Genomic DNA, 15,825 nt, shown 5'->3' with positions numbered 1-15,825 from the left:
GCCCCGCGGCTCGACGTGCCCATTCTTCCCCATTCCGGCGCGCCGGGATGGCACTACAGCGAGCGCGAGATGATCTCCTTCATGATCTCGTTGGTGCCGCCGTAGATCAGCTGCACGCGGTTGTCGGCCCACAGGCGGGCGATCGGGTACTCGTTCATGTAGCCGTAGCCGCCGAACAGCTGCAGGCAGGTGTCGGCGGCCGCCATCGCACGGTCGGTGGTCCACCACTTGGCCATGGCGACCGTCGGAATGTCCAGCTCGCCGCGCAGGTGCTTCTCCATGCAGTCGTCGAGGAAGACGCGAGCCACGTGCGCCTCGGTGGCGACCTCGGCCAGCTTGAACTTGGTGTTCTGGAAGGCGAAGACCGGTTTGCCGAAGGCGGTGCGGTCCTTGGTGTATTCGATGGTCTTGGCGAGTGCGACCTCCATGCCGGCCACCGCTGCGACGGCGATGATCAGGCGTTCCTGCGGCAGCTGGGTCATGAGCTGGATGAAGCCGAGGCCCTCCTGGTCGCCGAGCAGGTTCGACTGCGGCACCCGGACGCCGGTGTAGTTCAGCTCGGCGGTGTCCTGGCCCTTCATGCCGACCTTGTCGAGGATGCGGCCGCGGCTGAAGCCCTCCCGGTCGGTCTCCACCAGCACCAGCGAGATGCCCTTGGCACCCTCACCGGTGTCGGTCTTGACCACGGTGATCACCAGGTCGGCCTGGCCGCCGTTGGTGATGAAGGTCTTGTTGCCGTCGATCACGTAGTCATCGCCGTCCTTGACCGCCTTGGTCTTGACGTTCTGCAGGTCCGAGCCGGTGCCGGGCTCGGTCATCGCGATGGCGCCGACCACTTCGCCGGAGGCGAGCTTGGGCAGCCAGTGCTTCTTCTGCTCCTCGGAACCGTAGGCGAGGATGTAGTGCGCGATGATGCCGTTGTGCAGGCTCTGGCCCCACGACGAGTCGACGACCCGCGCCTGCTCCTCGATGAGCACCGCTTCGTGCGCGAAGGTGCCGCCACCGCCGCCGTACTCCTCCGGGATGGACATGCACAGCAGGCCGAGTTCACCGGCCTTGGTCCACAGGTCCCGATCGACGTGATGCTGCTCAAGGTACCGCTCGCTGTTCGGAGCGATCTCCTTCTCGCAGAACGCGCGCGCCATCTCGCGCAGCGCCGTCAGTTCCTCGGTCTCCCAGGAGGGCTTGCCCATGTCTTGCCTGCCTAACTAGAACTCGGTGAATGATGTCTCGGGTGAAACTCCTTCGGAATCCTAACCAACGACCGTTGTCAACGTTGCAGTCGGCCCACCCGACGAATTCGGCCGACCCTCCAGGCGGAGGATCGGCCGAAAAACGTAGAGCGGGTGGTTCCGCGCGAGGTCAGCTGTTGTCGGTCGCGTTGCCCTTGAGCCAGGTGGACCAGGGCACGTTCCAGTCGCCGAGGCCGTCGAAGCCGGACAGCGTCTCGCCGCCAGTGTAGCGGACCGTGACGGGGTCACCGCGCAGGGTGTTGCGGACGAGCCACTGCGCGTCCTCCGGGCTCAGATTCAGGCAACCGTGGCTGGTGTTCGTGTTGCCCTGTGCCCAGACCGACCACGGCGCACCGTGCAGGTAGATGCCGCTGTAGGACATCTGGACCGCCCAGTCGACCGGGGTGCGGTAGCCCTCCGCCGCCGACGTCGGAACGCCGTAGGTCGACGAGTCCATGATGATGTGGTCGACGCGATCGCCGATCATGTAAATGCCGTTGGGGGTGTCGTGCCCGGGCTTGCCGAACGACGTCGGCATGGTGCGGACGACCTTGCCGTCCTTCTTGATGACGACGGTCTTGGTCCGGTCGTCGGCGAACAGCTCCATGGCGCGCTTGACCGTGAAGTTCGACTTCACGTTCTCCTGGCCGAACATGCCGTCGCCGAGGTCGACGCCGTAGGTGTTCACCGCGATGTCGACCTTGGTGCCGGGCGCGAAGAAGTGCTCCGGACGCCAGCGGACCTCCCGGTCGCTGATCCAGTAGAAGGCGCCCTTGACCTCGGGAGTCGTGGTGACCTTGATGGCATCCTGCGCGGCCTTGCGGTCCGGGATCGCCTCGTCGAAGCGCACGCCGACGGTCTGCGCGATGCCGACGTCCTCACCCTTGCCCGGGAGGATGTACGCCTGGGTCAGGTTGTTCGGCGCCTGCGTGGTGAACGACTGGCTCGACGTGGTCTGCCCGCCGACGCCCACCGCGTCCGCGGTCACCGTGTACTCGCGGCCGTAGCCGAAGGGTTCGGTGCTGGTCCAGGTGGCGTTGTCGTCGCTGAAGCTGCCCTTGAGCGGCTTACCGTCGGCCTTGGGGATGGTGACGTTCGACAGCGCGCCCTCGGAGGCCTTGACCACGATCGGCTTGCCCGGCTGGACGCCGACGGCGTCCTTGTCGAGCGGCTTGCCCGCTTCATCAGTCACCGAGATGGCCGGCTTGACCATGTCGGTGAACTCACCCGAGGCGTGAACCACGTCGCTGTACTGGCTGCCGCACGCGGTGAGCACCACCGCGGCCGCCACGAGCGTGCTGACCGCCATCGCCCCTCTGCGGGCGCGGCGATGACGCAGACGACTGATCCCCATTTTGCTCCAACCTGAAATCGCCCCGGACGCAGCACGTCTAGGCCCCGACTAAACGGACCGGTCACCCGGATATTGCCATTGTAGGGAACCATCGACGCTGACGCATTCCCGCGCGCGGGCATCACACCCGCATCGCACGGCGCTCAGAGTACACTCTCCGCGCCCGCCCCGCCACGCGGAAGTCGGCCGAATCACACGCGGGTAATTCGCCGCCGCACCCCGTTTTCACACCCGCCCCACGCGCCCACGTCCCTGGCTGGCGTGTCGCGACCCGTCTGCCGCCGCGCGACCCGAGCCCCGACCGCGACCCGCGAACAGGGTCGCGACATGCGAAAATCCCCTCCCACCGACTGGTGGGAGGGGATTCACTGTGCGCCATCAGGGACTCGAACCCCGAACCCGCTGATTAAGAGTCAGCTGCTCTGCCAATTGAGCTAATGGCGCTTGGCCTTGCGAGAAGAAACATTAACAGCACATCTGCCGGAATATGAAATCGCCTGGTCAGAGACGGTTTCTCGCGCTGCGCTGCGGGGGCCTCTTCGCGCGGATCGTCAGTTCTTGACGATCTTGCGGACCACGATCACCACGGTGAGGGCGCCGGCGCCGATCAGCGAGAACTTGACCGGCGGGCTGGCCAGAAAGGTCAGCGCCTTGGTCTTGAAGTCGTCGGCCAGTCGCTGCGGGTTGGCCCGCTCGGCCAGCTGGTCCAGGGTCGTCGCCAGCTCTTCGCGCGCCCGCGCGATCTCCTGCTCGATACGTTGGGTCTCGTCGGCCACGCGGTCCTCCAAAAGATGGGTCGGATGTTCGCACGGGGATCTCACCCGCATGAGCAGAAGCCTACCCACCCGCCGCGAAAGAGCAGTTGACACGCTCGCGTTCGGTCGGCCCGTCGGTCCGGTTAGGGTTGATGCATGGCAGCCAATGGACGACTCGAAGTCGGCGACCTCGCCCCCCAGTTCACTTTGCCCGATGCCGACGGCAACCCCGTCTCGCTGTCCGACTACGCCGGACGCAAGGTGCTGGTGTACTTCTACCCCGCCGCGATGACCCCGGGATGCACCAAGCAGGCCTGCGACTTCCGCGACAATCTGGCCGAGCTGAACGAGTCGGGCGTCGCCGTCGTCGGTATCTCCCCGGACAAGCCTGCCAAGCTCGCCAAGTTCGTCGAGCGCGACGAACTGAACTTTCCGCTGCTGTCGGATCCGGAGAAGGAAGTCCTCACCGCGTACGGCGCGTTCGGCGAGAAGAAGCTGTACGGCAAGGTGGTGACCGGCGTGATCCGCTCCACCTTCCTGATCGACGAAGAGGGCCGCATCGCCGCGGCGATGTACAACGTGCGCGCCACCGGGCACGTCGCGAAGATCCGTCGCGACCTGTCCCTGTAGCCGCCCGCCATGACCGCTGATGCCGCGGCGCAACCGCTGGTCCCCCGCAAGCGGCCCGCGCAGGAGCGCAGCCGACGCAAGTTCGAGGACATCCTCACCGCCGCCCGCGAGGTGCTGATCGACGACGGTTTCGACTCGCTCACCTGCGAGCAGATCGCGACGCGCGCCGACGTGCCGATCGGCACGCTGTACCAGTACTTCGCGAACAAGTACGTGATCGTGTGCGAGCTCGATCGCGTCGACACCGCGTCCGTGCGCGACGAGCTGACCGAGTTCGCCGGCGCGATCCCGTCGCTGGAATGGCCGGCGCTGCTGGAGAAGTTCCTCGACCACCTGGCCGCGCTGTGGCGCAACGACCCGTCCCGGCGGGCGGTGTGGCTGGCGGTGCAGTCGACCCCGGCCACCCGCCTCACCGCGTCGTTGAACGAGCAGATCCTGGCCGAGCAGGTGGCCCGGATCCTGGCGCCGCTCACGCCGTCGCAGCGCGCACGCCGCGAGATGATGGCGCAGGTGCTGGTGCACACCGCGTACTCGCTGCTGAGCTTCTCGGTGCAGGACGGCCACGATCACGAACTGACCGTGCAGGAGCTCAAACGCATGCTCGCCGGCTATCTCCTCTTGGAGGAGACAGCCGGCGGCTAGCGATTCGTCGAGGCTCAGGCCTCCAGGATCGCGACGGCGGCGGCGGTGTCGCCGTCGTGCGTCAGCGAGATGTGAATCGTCACGTCGGCGAGGTAGCGCGCCAGGTCGCCGTGCAGGCGCACCTTGGGGCGACCCCAGTTGTCCGAGACGATCTCGACGTCGTTGACCGCCGTCTCCGGCAGCACCGGCGTCTGCGCGTACCGGCTCGACGACCACGCCTTGATGACCGCTTCCCTCGCCGCCCACCGGGCGGCGAGGTGCTGCGCATCCGCACCGCTGCCGGCGGCCGCGTCCCGTCGTTCACCGACGCGGAAGCTCATCAGCATCGTCGAACCCGGCTGCTCCAACTGCTCGGCGAAGCCGGGCACACTGACCACGTCGATCCCGACGCCCACCACGCTCATCGGTACGACCCGGCCTGATCGAGGCGGACCTGCGGATCCAGCAGCAGCGCGGCCTCGGCGTCGTGCTCGTCGACGGCGTCGTCGAACCGACGGTTCGGCGGACGCACGTACGCCGCGTCACCACCGCACATGGCCTCCAGCAGACGCTGGCGACCGGCGCGCAGACGCTCGGCGGACTGCGCGCGGTACTGCTCGCGCTGCTCGGCGGGCAGGCTCGCCAGGAAGGCCTCGGGATGGACGACGGCGATCAGTCCGGAGACGTGTCCGAAACCGAGGCTGGTCAGCAGACCGGCCTTGAGCCCGAAGCGCTCGCCCATCGCGATCGGCGTGCGCGGCCAGACCAGGTGCGGGTACTCGGCCATCTTCTCGTCGACGCAGTCCAGGCTGCGGTTGGGCGGAATGACGCCGTCGCGCAGGACCTGGCACAGACCGATCAGCTGGAAGGCGGCGGCGCCGCCCTTGGCGTGACCGGTCAGCGATTTCTGCGAGACCACGAACAGCGGCGCCCCCTCGGTGCGGCCGATGGCCGACGCCAGACGCTCGTGCAGTTCCGACTCGTTCGGGTCGTTGGCCCGGGTCGAGGTGTCGTGCTTGGAGACGACGGCGACCTCGTCCGGGGTCACGCCCAGCGCGGCCAGCGACGCGGCCAGCGGCGAGTCGACCCCGCCGCGCGCGGCGCCCAGGGCGCCCAGACCCGGCGCCGGGATGGAGGTGTGGACACCGTCGCCGAAGCTCTGCGCCCACGCCACCACACCGAGGACCGGCAGACCCATCTGGGCCGCGACGTCGCCGCGGGCCAGCAGCACGGTGCCGCCGCCGGCGGACTCCACGAAGCCGCCGCGTCGTCGATCATTGGCGCGCGAGAAACGACGCTCCTCGATGCCGCGGGCGGTCATCTTGGCCGAGTCGGCGGTGGCCGACATGTCGCCGAAGCCGACGATGCCCTCGATACCGATGTCGTCGAACCCGCCGGCGACGGCGAACAGCGCCTTGCCGAGGCGGATCTTGTCGACGCCCTCCTCCACCGAGACGGCGGCGGTGGCGCACGCGGCGACCGGGTGGATCATGGCGCCGTAGGAGCCGATGTACGACTGGACCACGTGCGCGGCCACCACGTTCGGCAGCGCCTCCTGCAGGATGTCGTTGGCCTTGGCCTCACCCAGCAGCGTGTCGATGTACAGCGACCTCATCGAGGTCATGCCACCCATGCCGGTGCCCTGCGTGTTGGCCACCAGGCTCGGGTGCACCCAGCGCATGAGCTCGGACGGCGAGAAGCCCGCGGTGATGAACGCGTCGACGGTGGCGACGAGGTTCCACAGGGCCACGCGGTCGACCGACTCGGCCATGTCCGGCGAGACGCCCCAGCGAACCGGGTCGAAGCCGGTGGGGATCTGGCCGCCCACGGTGCGCGAGAGCTCGAACTGACGCGGCACGCGGATCTCGGTGCCCGCCAGGCGGGTCACCGTCCAGTCGCCGGTGTCGCCGGCCGGAGTGATCCGGGTGCGCTCGGGGTCGGCGGCGGCGAAGGCGCGAGCCTGTGCCTCCGACGGCACCGAGAAGCTCAGGTCCTGGTCCAGGAAGACCGACTCGAGCAGCGGCGCGGCGTTGTCGACCATCGCCCCGTCGTCGGCGTAGCGGCGGATGCCGCAGCGCTCGAGCACGGCGTCGTGGTAGCGCTCGGCGATGTCGGACTCGGCGACCGGGTCACCGGACTCGACGTCGTACCAGCCGGGCTTGGGCGCGGTGTCCCATTGCACCAGGCCAATGCTCCACGCCAGCTCCAGCACACCGGCGGCGGACAGCTTCTCGTCCACCTCCATCTCGAAGCGGGTGCGGGCCGAACCGTACGGGCCCACCTCGCCGGCGCCGACGATGACCACCAGGTCCTCGGGGCGGGTGTCCAGCTCGGCCCAGTCGATGCGGTGGCCCAGCTCGGCGCGCGCCGGTGCCGACAGTGCGGCGACCTGCGTGACCTCGGCCTCCGCGGGCGCCTCGTCGACGCGGTCCGCGGCGGCCTGGGCCTGCTCGGCCAGCGCCTTCATGTCCAGCGAAGCCCCGTCCAGGCCCGCGGTGAAGTCGGCCAGCAGCGGCGCGGTCTGCGCCTGGGTGCGGGCCGCCCGAGTGCACAGGTCCACCAGGTTGGCGGCCATCTCCTCGGTGCTCCAGGTGCGCACGCCGGCGGCCTCGACGGCGTCGACCATCACGTCATTGCCGCCCATCAGGCCGGTGCCGCGCACCCACCCGATCAGCGCGTGCGCCAGGCTGGTGCGGCCGTTCCACGAGTCCTCGGCACCCCAGCGGGTGACGAGCGCGTCCAGGGCGGCCTTGCTCTCGCCGTAGGCACCGTCGCCGCCGAACATGCCGCGGTTGGGCGAGCCCGGCAGGACCACGTGCAGGCGACCGTTGATGTCGTGATCGGCGCCGATGGCCGACAGACCACCGATCAGCCGCTCCACCGACCACAGCAGCACCTTCATCTCCAGCTCGGCGCGGGCGCCGGCATCGGTGAGGTCACCGGCCACGCGCGGTGCGGCGAACGGGAACAGCAGGCTCGGCCGCAGGACCGGCTTGACCACCGCGGTGCTGGCACCGAGGTTCTCGGTCTGCTCGGAGCCGAGCCATTCGGTCAGCGCGTCGACGTCGGTGTATGACGCCATGTTCGCCGGTACCACCCACAGTGCGGCGCCGGTGGCGGCGTGCTCGCGGTAGAGCTTCTTGTAGAAGTCCAGGCGCTCGCCGTTCAGGCGCGAGGTGGTGGCCACCACGGTGGCGCCGCCGGCCAGGAGTCGGCCGACGACGGCGGCCGCGATCGAGCCGGCCGAAGCGCCGGTCACCACCGCGATGTCGTCGGCGAACTCGCCGACCACGGTGCGGCGAGCGGCCTCGGCGATGCCCGCGTAGACGTCGGCGTGCGCCGCGCGTCCCTCGGCGCGGGCCTTGCCGGCCCACCAGGTCGCGTGCTCGGCGACGGTCTCGCCGGCGTCCGCGAAACGGTCGACGACGGTCGCGTCGACCTCGGTCAGCCACAGCCGCGCGAGGTCCTCGCGGGCGGTGGCCCAGCGGTCGTCGATCAGCACGGCGCGCTCGGCGTCGAAGACGGGAGCGACGGCGCGCTGCCAGTCCGCCCCCAGCTCGGCGCTGACGCGATCGGCCAGTTCGGCGGCCTCGGTGTCCGACTCCGGCGCCGACGCGGCGTCGGTCAGACCCAGCTTGGCCAGCACGGTCTGCGCGGCCGCGGCCAGCACACCATCCGGGCCGGTGATCTGCTCGGCGAACTCGCCGAGGGCCGCGGCGTCCACCGCTGCCCCGCCGCCACCGGCGGCGGCCGGGATCTCCACGGCGGTGCCGCGGGCGGCGCCGACGCTGCGCACGGCGCGGTCGATCACGGCGTCGAGGGCATCGACGTTGCCGACCGGGCCGTCGAGCAGGTCACCGAGGTCGCCGCCGCGCACGCTAGCGCCGTCGCGGGTGCCCAGGGCGAGGGCCACGAGCGCGTGCTGCGCCCAGCCCGGGCCCAGCTGCCAGGTGCCGGTGACGCGGTCGATGACGTGCGACTGGCGCTTGCCGACCGGGCCGGCGATCTTGCGGAACTGATCACCGACGGCATCGGTGAGGACATCGCCCAGCGGGCGGTAGCCGCGGGCCAGCGAGTTCACCGTGGTCGACAGGGCCGTCATGTCGGCTTCGGCCGCGCCGTCGATGGCTCCGAGGCCGAGCTCGGCACCGACGTCCAGCAGCAGCTGGTTGCGGCGCGAGGACACGCCGTCGCACAGGGCCTCGATGGTGTCGGCGGCACCGATCTGGTCGGTCCGCATCTTGGTCCAGAGCGCGATCACGGCGCGGACCGCGTCGGTGGGACCGAACGCGATGTCGTCCGGGCGCGGGCCGGTCGCGGCGGCGGTCGCCACGGGTGCGGCGGCAGCGGCGGGGGCGGCCGGTGCGGCAGCTTCGGCGGCGGGAGCGGCGGGCTCGTCGAGCTCCTCCGCCTCCGGCTCGGCGCCCGCATCCTGGGCGGTGAGCAGCGCGGCATCGGACTCGGCGTTGACCACCTCGGTGGCCGCGGTGGCGTAGTCGGGCAGCTTCAGCGTGTTGCGCGCCAGGCCGCTCAGCGTGGGCGCGGTGGCGACGCCGACCTCGACGAAGCGCTGCGTGCCCAGACCACCCTGCTCGGGGGCCGAGAACAGCAGATCCTGCGTCTCGATCCACCGCACCGGGCTGGCGAACTGCCAGGCCAGGAGCTCGATGAGGACCACGCGGGTCAGCTCGGCCGGGCGGGACGACCACGACGACCAGTCCGCGAGCACCGCGTCGAGCGGCTCGGACGGCACCAGATCGGCGATCTCGGCGATGAACTCGCGCTCCAGGTTGAACAGGCGCGGCACCAGGTTCGGGATGTACCGGCCCACCAGGATGGCCGGGTCGATGTGCGCGGGCAGCAGCTCGTCGAGCTTGCCGCGGAACTCCGGCACACCGGCGCGCAGCACGGTGGAGTGGAACGGGACGTCGATCCCGGGCACCAGGATGAAGGCACGCTTGCCGCCGTGCTCGGCGACGCGACGCTCCACCTCCTCCTGGAGCAGTTCCAGGCCGCGGACGGTGCCGGCGATCGCGTACTGCGAGCCCAGCAGGTTGAGGTTCACCACCTCCAGGTACTCGCCCACCTGCTCGCCCAGACCGGAGACGAAGCCGATGACCTGCGCGTCGTCGAGCCCGAACTGGCTGGGGCGAATGGCCGCCATGCGGTAGTCGCTGCGGCCCTGCTCATCGCGCGGGACCAGGTGATGCATGGCCGAGCCGCGCTGGAAGACCACCTCGAGGACGGCCTCGAGCGGCAACACCCCGGCGCACGCCGCGAGGGCGTTGTACTCGCCGACCGAGTGGCCGCAGGTGATCGCACCGTCGACGAAGCCGCCGGCTTCGCGCAGTTCGGCGACCTGCGCCACGCCCAGCGTCGCCATGGCGACCTGGGTGAACTGCGTCAGGAACAGCACGCCGTCCGGGTGGTGGTAGGTCTCGCCGTGGGCGACGAGGGTGGTCGGGTTGTCGCGCACCACGGCCAGGATCGAGAAGCCGAGCGCCTCGCGGGTGTGCGCGTCGGCGCGGTCCCAGACGGCGCGGGCGGCCTTGCTGCGCGAGCGCGCGGCCAGACCCATGCCCTTGCTCTGGATGCCCTGGCCCGGGAAGGCATACACGGTGCGCGGTGCGTCGAGCAGCGCGGTCGCGGCCATCACCAGGTCGTCGCCGACCTTCGCGGTCACCTCGATGACGTCGCGGCCGGCGTCCATGCCGACGCGGTCGGCGCGCACGGTGATGGTGTCGCCGAGGCGGACCATGCCGAGGAAGCGGGCGGTCCAGCCGCGGATGGCGCGCGGCGAGGGCACCGGGTTGTCCAGGTCGGCGGCGGTGACCACCTGCTGGGCGGCGGCCGACAGCCACATGCCGTGCACGATCGGCTCACCGAGGCCGGCCAGCTTCGCGGCCAGCGCATCGGTGTGGATCGGGTTGCGGTCACCGGAGACCACGGCGAAACCGGTCATGTCGGCCGGGGCCACGATCGTGGTGGTGCGCACGTGCTTGCGGACGGCGCTGACCTCGTCGGTCGGTGCGCCGCCGGCGCGCCGGGGGTCGGTCAGGTCGGCCGCACCGCTGCGTCCGCGGATGGCGAAGCGCTCGGCGAGGGTGGCGACCGGGGTGCCGTCGGCGTCGGTCAGTTCGACGTCGACCTCCACCACGCGACCGGCCGAGCTGTCGTAGACGTCGGCGAGGCGGGCGACGACGGTCAGGTCGGTGTCCGCGGCGGGAACGGCACCGGCCAGCGCGGTGGCGTGGTCGAGGTGCACGAGGTCGAGCAGACCTTCCACCACGGGCACGCCGGCCTCGGTGGTGGCGGCGCCGAGGACGCTGAACACGGCAGGCCAGCAGGCCGTCACGAGGGTGTCGGGCACGGCGAAGCCGAGCGGCTCGGCCGGGGTGACCGGCGCGTACCGACGCGGCAGGGTGGCGGCGGTGACGCCGCTGTGGTCGGCCACCGAGTCGGCGTGCCAGGCGATGGTGGTGGTCGCGACGCCGTCGGCGACGGGGGTCAGCGACCCGCCCGCGGCCACGGTGAGCAGTTCGCGCATGGCGCCGGCGGCGGCGGCGATGCCGACGCTCGGCACGGCGCCGTCGAGGCAGCCCGCGTCCACCGTCAGCGGGATCCGCACGGCGGTGCCGGCCACCGGGACCGACAGCTCGAAGACCGCCGGGTACTCGTCGACGTCGGACACCTGCACCAGGCGGGCGCCGGTCGGGAGGTGGTCGGCCACCTGGCCGTCGTACACCTCCCAGCCCGCGAGGTCGCCCAGCAGCGCGATCGGGTTGGCCACGATGCGACCGGCCCACGAGACGTCGGCCGATTCCAGCAGCATGGTGATGGGCCCGGCCGAGGGCACCGCGCCGGTACGACGACGCGCATCCGCGGGCCACGAGTGCTCGCCGCCCGCGCGCAGGACGTCGACGACGTGCGCTTCGAAGCGGTTCAGAAGGTCGCCGACCGGCTCGTCGACCTCGGTGATGCCGGCCACGGCCACCGGGCCCGGGATGATGCAGACCTCGTCGGCGCCGTAGCGGGCGTCGTGAGCCTGCCACAGCGAGTCGCTGCGCCACCAGCGGCGCACGTCCTTGTCGACCACCGGCACGAAGTTCACCGGCTTGCCCGGGGTGCGGCACAGCTCCAGGAAGAAGGCCACATCGGCCGGGTGCAGCACGTCGGCCTCGATCGCCGGGTAGGCCTGCGCCAGCTCCGCGATCGCGGTGTGCGGGTTGTCGACGTCACCGTCGAAGAGCGAGTCGAACTCGCCCGAGTCGAGGTGGTGCATGCGCGCCTCGGTGCGGTGCAGCATGTCGGTGAAGCGCTGCGCCCAGGTCACGTCGGCCCACGGCAGGGCCTCGGCGGTGTCGGGGCCGACGGCGAGGTCGGCGTACCGGCCGAGCCACTCGCGGTAGGTCATGGTCGCCACGTCGCCGAAGTACGGCTTGGCGGTGCCGGCCATCGCGGCGATGATCTCGTCGCGGCGTTCGGCGACGGCGTCGGCGTCGCCGGCCACCTCGTCGAGCAGGCGACCGCAGCGCGAGGCGGTGTTGTCGATCTCGTGGATGTCCGCGCCGAGCTGGCTGCGGCCGGAGGCCATGCCGGCCTCGCTGTGGCCGGCGCCGATCCAGGCGTCGCAGCCGCGGGTGTCGGCCAGCAGCTGCTTCACCTCGGGCGCGGTGGTCGCCTCCAGCGTCGCCATGGCGGCGGTGCCGATCAGGATGCCGTCCAGCGGCATCAGGGGGTAACCGTGCCGCGTGGACCACTCACCGGTGAGGTAGTCGGCGGCCCGCTCGGGCGTACCGATGCCGCCGCCGACGCAGACCACCACGTTCGGGCGGTCACGCAGCTCGCCGTAGGTGGCCAGCAGCAGATCGTCGAGGTCCTCCCACGAGTGGTGACCGCCGGCGCGGCCGCCCTCGACCTGCACGATGATCGGGAAAGCGGGCACTTCGTTGGCGATGCGCACCACGGCGCGGATCTGCTCGACGGTGCCCGGCTTGAACGCGACGTAGTGCAGCGCAGCGTCGTTCAGCTCGTGCACCAGGTCGACGGCCTCCTCCAGTTCGGGGATGCCCGCGGTGATGATGACGCCGTCGATCGGCGCACCGGTGGCGCGCGCCTTCTGCACCAGGCGCTTGCCGCCGAGCTGCAGCTTCCACAGGTACGGATCCAGGAACAGCGAGTTGAACTGAACCTCGCGGCCCGGCTCCAGCAGGTCGGTGAGGCGCGCGACGTTGTCGGCGAAGATGGCTTCGGTCACCTGACCGCCGCCGGCCAGCTCGGACCAGTGGCCCGCGTTGGCGGCCGCCGCGACGATCGCGGGGTCGACGGTGGTCGGCGTCATGCCGGCCAGCAGCATCGGCGACCGGCCGGTGAGGCGGGTGAACGGGGTGTCGACGACGGTGCGGCCGTCGGGCAGCTGCGCGAGGCGCGGCGCGTACAGCGCCCACGGCGCCGAGATCTCCGGGACGTTGCCCGGGACGAAGAGGTTGCGCTGGCCGCCGCGGGTGGCGACGGGCACGGCGCCCAGGCCCTGACCGCGCACCAGCGACGACGCCAGGCGGGTCGCCAGGTCGGCGGGACCGAAGTCGAGCAGCCATCGTGCGCCGCTGGCGACCACTTCACCGATCTGGGCCACCCAGTCGACGTGCTCCACGAGCACGGAGTCGGCGTACCGGTGCGCCAGTGCGGGGTCGAGCCCGCAACGCTGCGCCCACTCGGTGACCAGCGCGATGCCGTCGGTCATGTCCGGGTGGTGGAAGGGCACCGTGGTCATCACGTTCTCGAAGACCGGCGCGAACGGCGAGCCGCCGGTCAGCTTGCGCTTGTGCTCGTCGGCCGAGCGGGCGGCCTCTTCCTCGCACAGCACCTGGAAGGCGGCGAGGTGGCGCGGGGCGCCGGAGAGCACCAGCGCGCGGCGGGTGTTCTTCACGGCGATGGCCGGGGCGCCGAGGCGCTGGTCGGCGGGCAGGTTCGACACGTACTGCGCCAGCAGGACCTCGATGTCCTTGGGCACCACCTGCGACACCGACAGCATCGGCGAGGTGTCGGCGTTGCCGGCCAGACCGCGACGGCGTGCGGTGAGCGCGGCGGCCGCACCGATCAGCTGGGCCAGCGCCAGCAGCTGGGCATCGTCGGCGTCCCGGTCGGAGCCGTCGACGTTGAGCGCCTCGGTGGCCAGGACGCCCTGCGAGTGGCCGACGACGGCGATCGGCGGCACCGCGACGGTGTCCAGTCCCTGCTTGGCGAGCGAAGCGATGGTGGCGAGCTGGCTCAGCAGCACGCCGGGCAGCGAGACCGCGGCCTCGGCGAGATCGGCGTCGGCGAAGGCCTGCGGGTCCTCGTCGATCGCATGCATCCAGGCGATCGGGTCGAAGGAGCGCGTCCCGGCGCGCGCCAGGTCCTCCGCGACCGGCGCCAGCAGGCGGCTCGCGTCCTCGACGATCGCGGCCATGGCCGCTTCGAGGTCGGCGTCGATCACCACTTCGGCGAAGGACGGCAGCCAACCGCCGCCCTGTCCGCCGAAGCTCACGGCATAGGCCTCACCCGCGCGGTGAGACGGTCGAGCAGACTCGGTTCCGGTGCGGAGCTTCGGTCGTTACGCGAACGGGAACGGAACTGATCGAGGGTCACAGGCTCTCCTGAAAGGGTGCGCGGGCGGGCGGCAGCGAGGACTCGCTGAACACGGTCAATGATGGCAGCCAAATATGAGGCTTCCCTCATGTTTAGGCCCGACCCGGGCGTATACCCACTGGTAGAACGGCGAGTAAGCGCCATTACCAGGGATTTTCACCCTCCAGAAATCGTTACCATTTCGTTATCTGTGCGGCGTGCCCGGCACTCGATGCCAAAAACCGTACACACCCTCGAAATTGCACTAGCAGTTGCTACATTCAATGGCTACCACCTGACGAATAGGAGCTCTCCATGAAACGTCGCCGCCTCCTCGGAGCGGTCGTGGCGCTCGGCGCAGCCGCCGCCCTGACCCTCACCGCCTGCAGTTCCGATTCCGATGACTCCCAGCCCGCTCCGGCCTCGTCGGACCCCGCGGCGACCGAGTTGCTGAACTCCGCAGCCGACGCCACCGCCGCCCTCACCGGCGCCCATGTGACGATGGCCGTCGACGGCTCCTTCCAGAGCATGAACGCCACTGCGGTGGAAGCCGACGTCAACACCAAGCCCCTCGCGGGCAAGGGCACCGCCACCCTGAACATGGGCGGCACCTCGGTGCAGGCGCCGTTCGTCTACCTGAACGACAACTTCTACGCCAACGTCGACAACAAGGGCTGGATCAACTACGGCGACGGCCGATCCATCTACGACGTCGCGCTGCTGCTGAACCCCGACACCGGCATCCCCAACGTGCTGCGCTCCATGGAGGGCGCCGCCACCGCGGGCGACGAGCAGGTCGACGGTGTGGCCACCACCAAGGTCACCGGCACCGTGCCCGCCAAGGCCATCGCCGGCCTGACCGGCGCCACCGGCGAAAGCGCCAAGGACTCCACCGACGCCGTGGACACCACCGTGTGGATCACCGAGGACAACCAGGTCGCCCGCGTCATCGTGGCCCCCACGAACGAACTGAAGCTGACCGTCGACGTCTCCAAATGGAACACCACCAGCGAGGTCAAGGCTCCGAGCCCGATCGCGACCCCGAGCGCCAAGCCCTCGACTCCCCCGGCCTCCGACCAGCCCACCACCGACAAGGTCGACGGCTGATTCAGCCGCCTCATCCAAGGAGAACGACATGAATCTTCGCGCACGACTCACCGGTGCCGGTCTCGCCGTACTCGGTGCGGCCTCGGTGCTGGCGGTCTCGTCGGCCATCGAACCCGCGCCCGCGCAGGCGGCCAACTACTACGGCGCTCTCGCGCTCTCCCCGTCGACCGGCGCCACCGGCCGCGCGTGGGACTACAGCGACACCACGAGCGCCCGCAACGCCGCCCGCTCGGCCTGCGGCTACTCCGACTGCAAGGTGGTGGCGGCCTTCGTGAACGGCTGCGGCGCCATCGCCCGCGGTGACGCCTATTGGGGTTACGGTGCCGCCGACGACCTCTACACGGCACAGTCGTACGCCCTGTACTACTCGGGCGGCGGCTACATCTACGACTGGCTGTGCACCTCGGGCCACTCCGCCTAGTCGCGCCGACGGACCCGCGAACGGCACCCGGAAGGCAATGCGCTCTTCCGGGTGCCGTCCGCGTTTCGCCCGCGACACGTTCGGCGAGGGGCCCCT

General features: G+C 70.5%; 8 protein-coding genes, 1 tRNA gene and 1 pseudogene. 4 read left to right on the top strand and 6 right to left on the bottom strand.

The features are described 5' to 3' along the window. Nucleotides 1-53: 53 nt before the first annotated feature. The 4 genes from MUG78_RS12210 to MUG78_RS12195 form a co-directional block, all read right to left on the bottom strand. Nucleotides 54-1,193 (bottom strand): acyl-CoA dehydrogenase family protein, encoded by a 1,140-nt coding sequence (locus MUG78_RS12210; protein ID WP_246995155.1) that lies wholly within the window; start codon nt 1,191-1,193, stop codon nt 54-56. 169 nt (nt 1,194-1,362) lie between these two features. Then, entirely contained in the window at nt 1,363-2,586 is a 1,224-nt protein-coding gene (locus tag MUG78_RS12205) for a L,D-transpeptidase (protein ID WP_372493211.1), read from the bottom strand. Between the two features lie 371 nt (nt 2,587-2,957). Further along, nucleotides 2,958-3,030: transfer RNA gene (locus tag MUG78_RS12200), tRNA-Lys, on the bottom strand. Between the two features lie 107 nt (nt 3,031-3,137). Further along, on the bottom strand, nt 3,138-3,362 hold the full coding sequence (locus tag MUG78_RS12195; protein ID WP_246995152.1) for a DUF3618 domain-containing protein: 225 nt from the start codon (nt 3,360-3,362) through the stop codon (nt 3,138-3,140). A gap of 135 nt (nt 3,363-3,497) precedes the next feature. Here MUG78_RS12195 and bcp point away from each other — a divergent pair, with 135 nt between their 5' ends. Then, nucleotides 3,498-3,971, top strand: a complete 474-nt coding sequence (bcp, locus tag MUG78_RS12190) for a thioredoxin-dependent thiol peroxidase (RefSeq protein WP_246995150.1) — start codon at nt 3,498-3,500, stop codon at nt 3,969-3,971. A 9-nt stretch (nt 3,972-3,980) separates the two neighbouring features. Next, nucleotides 3,981-4,613 (top strand): TetR/AcrR family transcriptional regulator, encoded by a 633-nt coding sequence (locus tag MUG78_RS12185; protein WP_246995148.1) that lies wholly within the window; start codon nt 3,981-3,983, stop codon nt 4,611-4,613. Between the two features lie 14 nt (nt 4,614-4,627). On the opposite strand, the gene acpS is transcribed toward MUG78_RS12185, so the two are convergent. Together acpS and MUG78_RS12175 are read right to left on the bottom strand one after the other, a co-directional pair. Further along, complete coding sequence (gene acpS, locus MUG78_RS12180) at nt 4,628-5,017, bottom strand: holo-ACP synthase AcpS (RefSeq protein WP_246995145.1); 390 nt, start codon at nt 5,015-5,017, stop codon at nt 4,628-4,630. Beyond that, nucleotides 5,014-14,222: pseudogene (locus MUG78_RS12175) on the bottom strand (fatty acid synthase subunit beta domain-containing protein). The gene acpS and the pseudogene MUG78_RS12175 overlap by 4 nt, the downstream one beginning before the upstream one ends. A gap of 294 nt (nt 14,223-14,516) precedes the next feature. On the opposite strand from MUG78_RS12175, the gene MUG78_RS12170 reads away from it, so the two are divergent. Both MUG78_RS12170 and MUG78_RS12165 read left to right on the top strand, forming a co-directional pair. After that, entirely contained in the window at nt 14,517-15,308 is a 792-nt protein-coding gene (locus tag MUG78_RS12170) for an LppX_LprAFG lipoprotein (RefSeq protein ID WP_246995143.1), read from the top strand. A gap of 28 nt (nt 15,309-15,336) precedes the next feature. After that, on the top strand, nt 15,337-15,729 hold the full coding sequence (locus MUG78_RS12165) for a DUF4189 domain-containing protein (protein WP_246995141.1): 393 nt from the start codon (nt 15,337-15,339) through the stop codon (nt 15,727-15,729). The last annotated feature ends 96 nt before the right edge of the window (nt 15,730-15,825 follow it).

Source organism: Gordonia alkaliphila (genome assembly GCF_023017165.1).
Taxonomy (GTDB): Bacteria; Actinomycetota; Actinomycetes; order Mycobacteriales; family Mycobacteriaceae; genus Gordonia; species Gordonia alkaliphila.
This window is presented reverse-complemented; position numbering and strand designations above follow the sequence as displayed.

Coding starts and splice junctions, on each gene's coding strand:
- MUG78_RS12170 (WP_246995143.1), top strand. CDS start 14,517: ATGAAACGTCGCCGCCTCCTCGGAGCGGTCGTGGCGCTCGGCGCAGCC.
- MUG78_RS12165 (WP_246995141.1), top strand. CDS start 15,337: ATGAATCTTCGCGCACGACTCACCGGTGCCGGTCTCGCCGTACTCGGT.
- MUG78_RS12205 (WP_372493211.1), bottom strand. CDS start 2,586: ATGGGGATCAGTCGTCTGCGTCATCGCCGCGCCCGCAGAGGGGCGATG.
- acpS (WP_246995145.1), bottom strand. CDS start 5,017: ATGAGCGTGGTGGGCGTCGGGATCGACGTGGTCAGTGTGCCCGGCTTC.
- MUG78_RS12185 (WP_246995148.1), top strand. CDS start 3,981: ATGACCGCTGATGCCGCGGCGCAACCGCTGGTCCCCCGCAAGCGGCCC.
- bcp (WP_246995150.1), top strand. CDS start 3,498: ATGGCAGCCAATGGACGACTCGAAGTCGGCGACCTCGCCCCCCAGTTC.
- MUG78_RS12210 (WP_246995155.1), bottom strand. CDS start 1,193: ATGGGCAAGCCCTCCTGGGAGACCGAGGAACTGACGGCGCTGCGCGAG.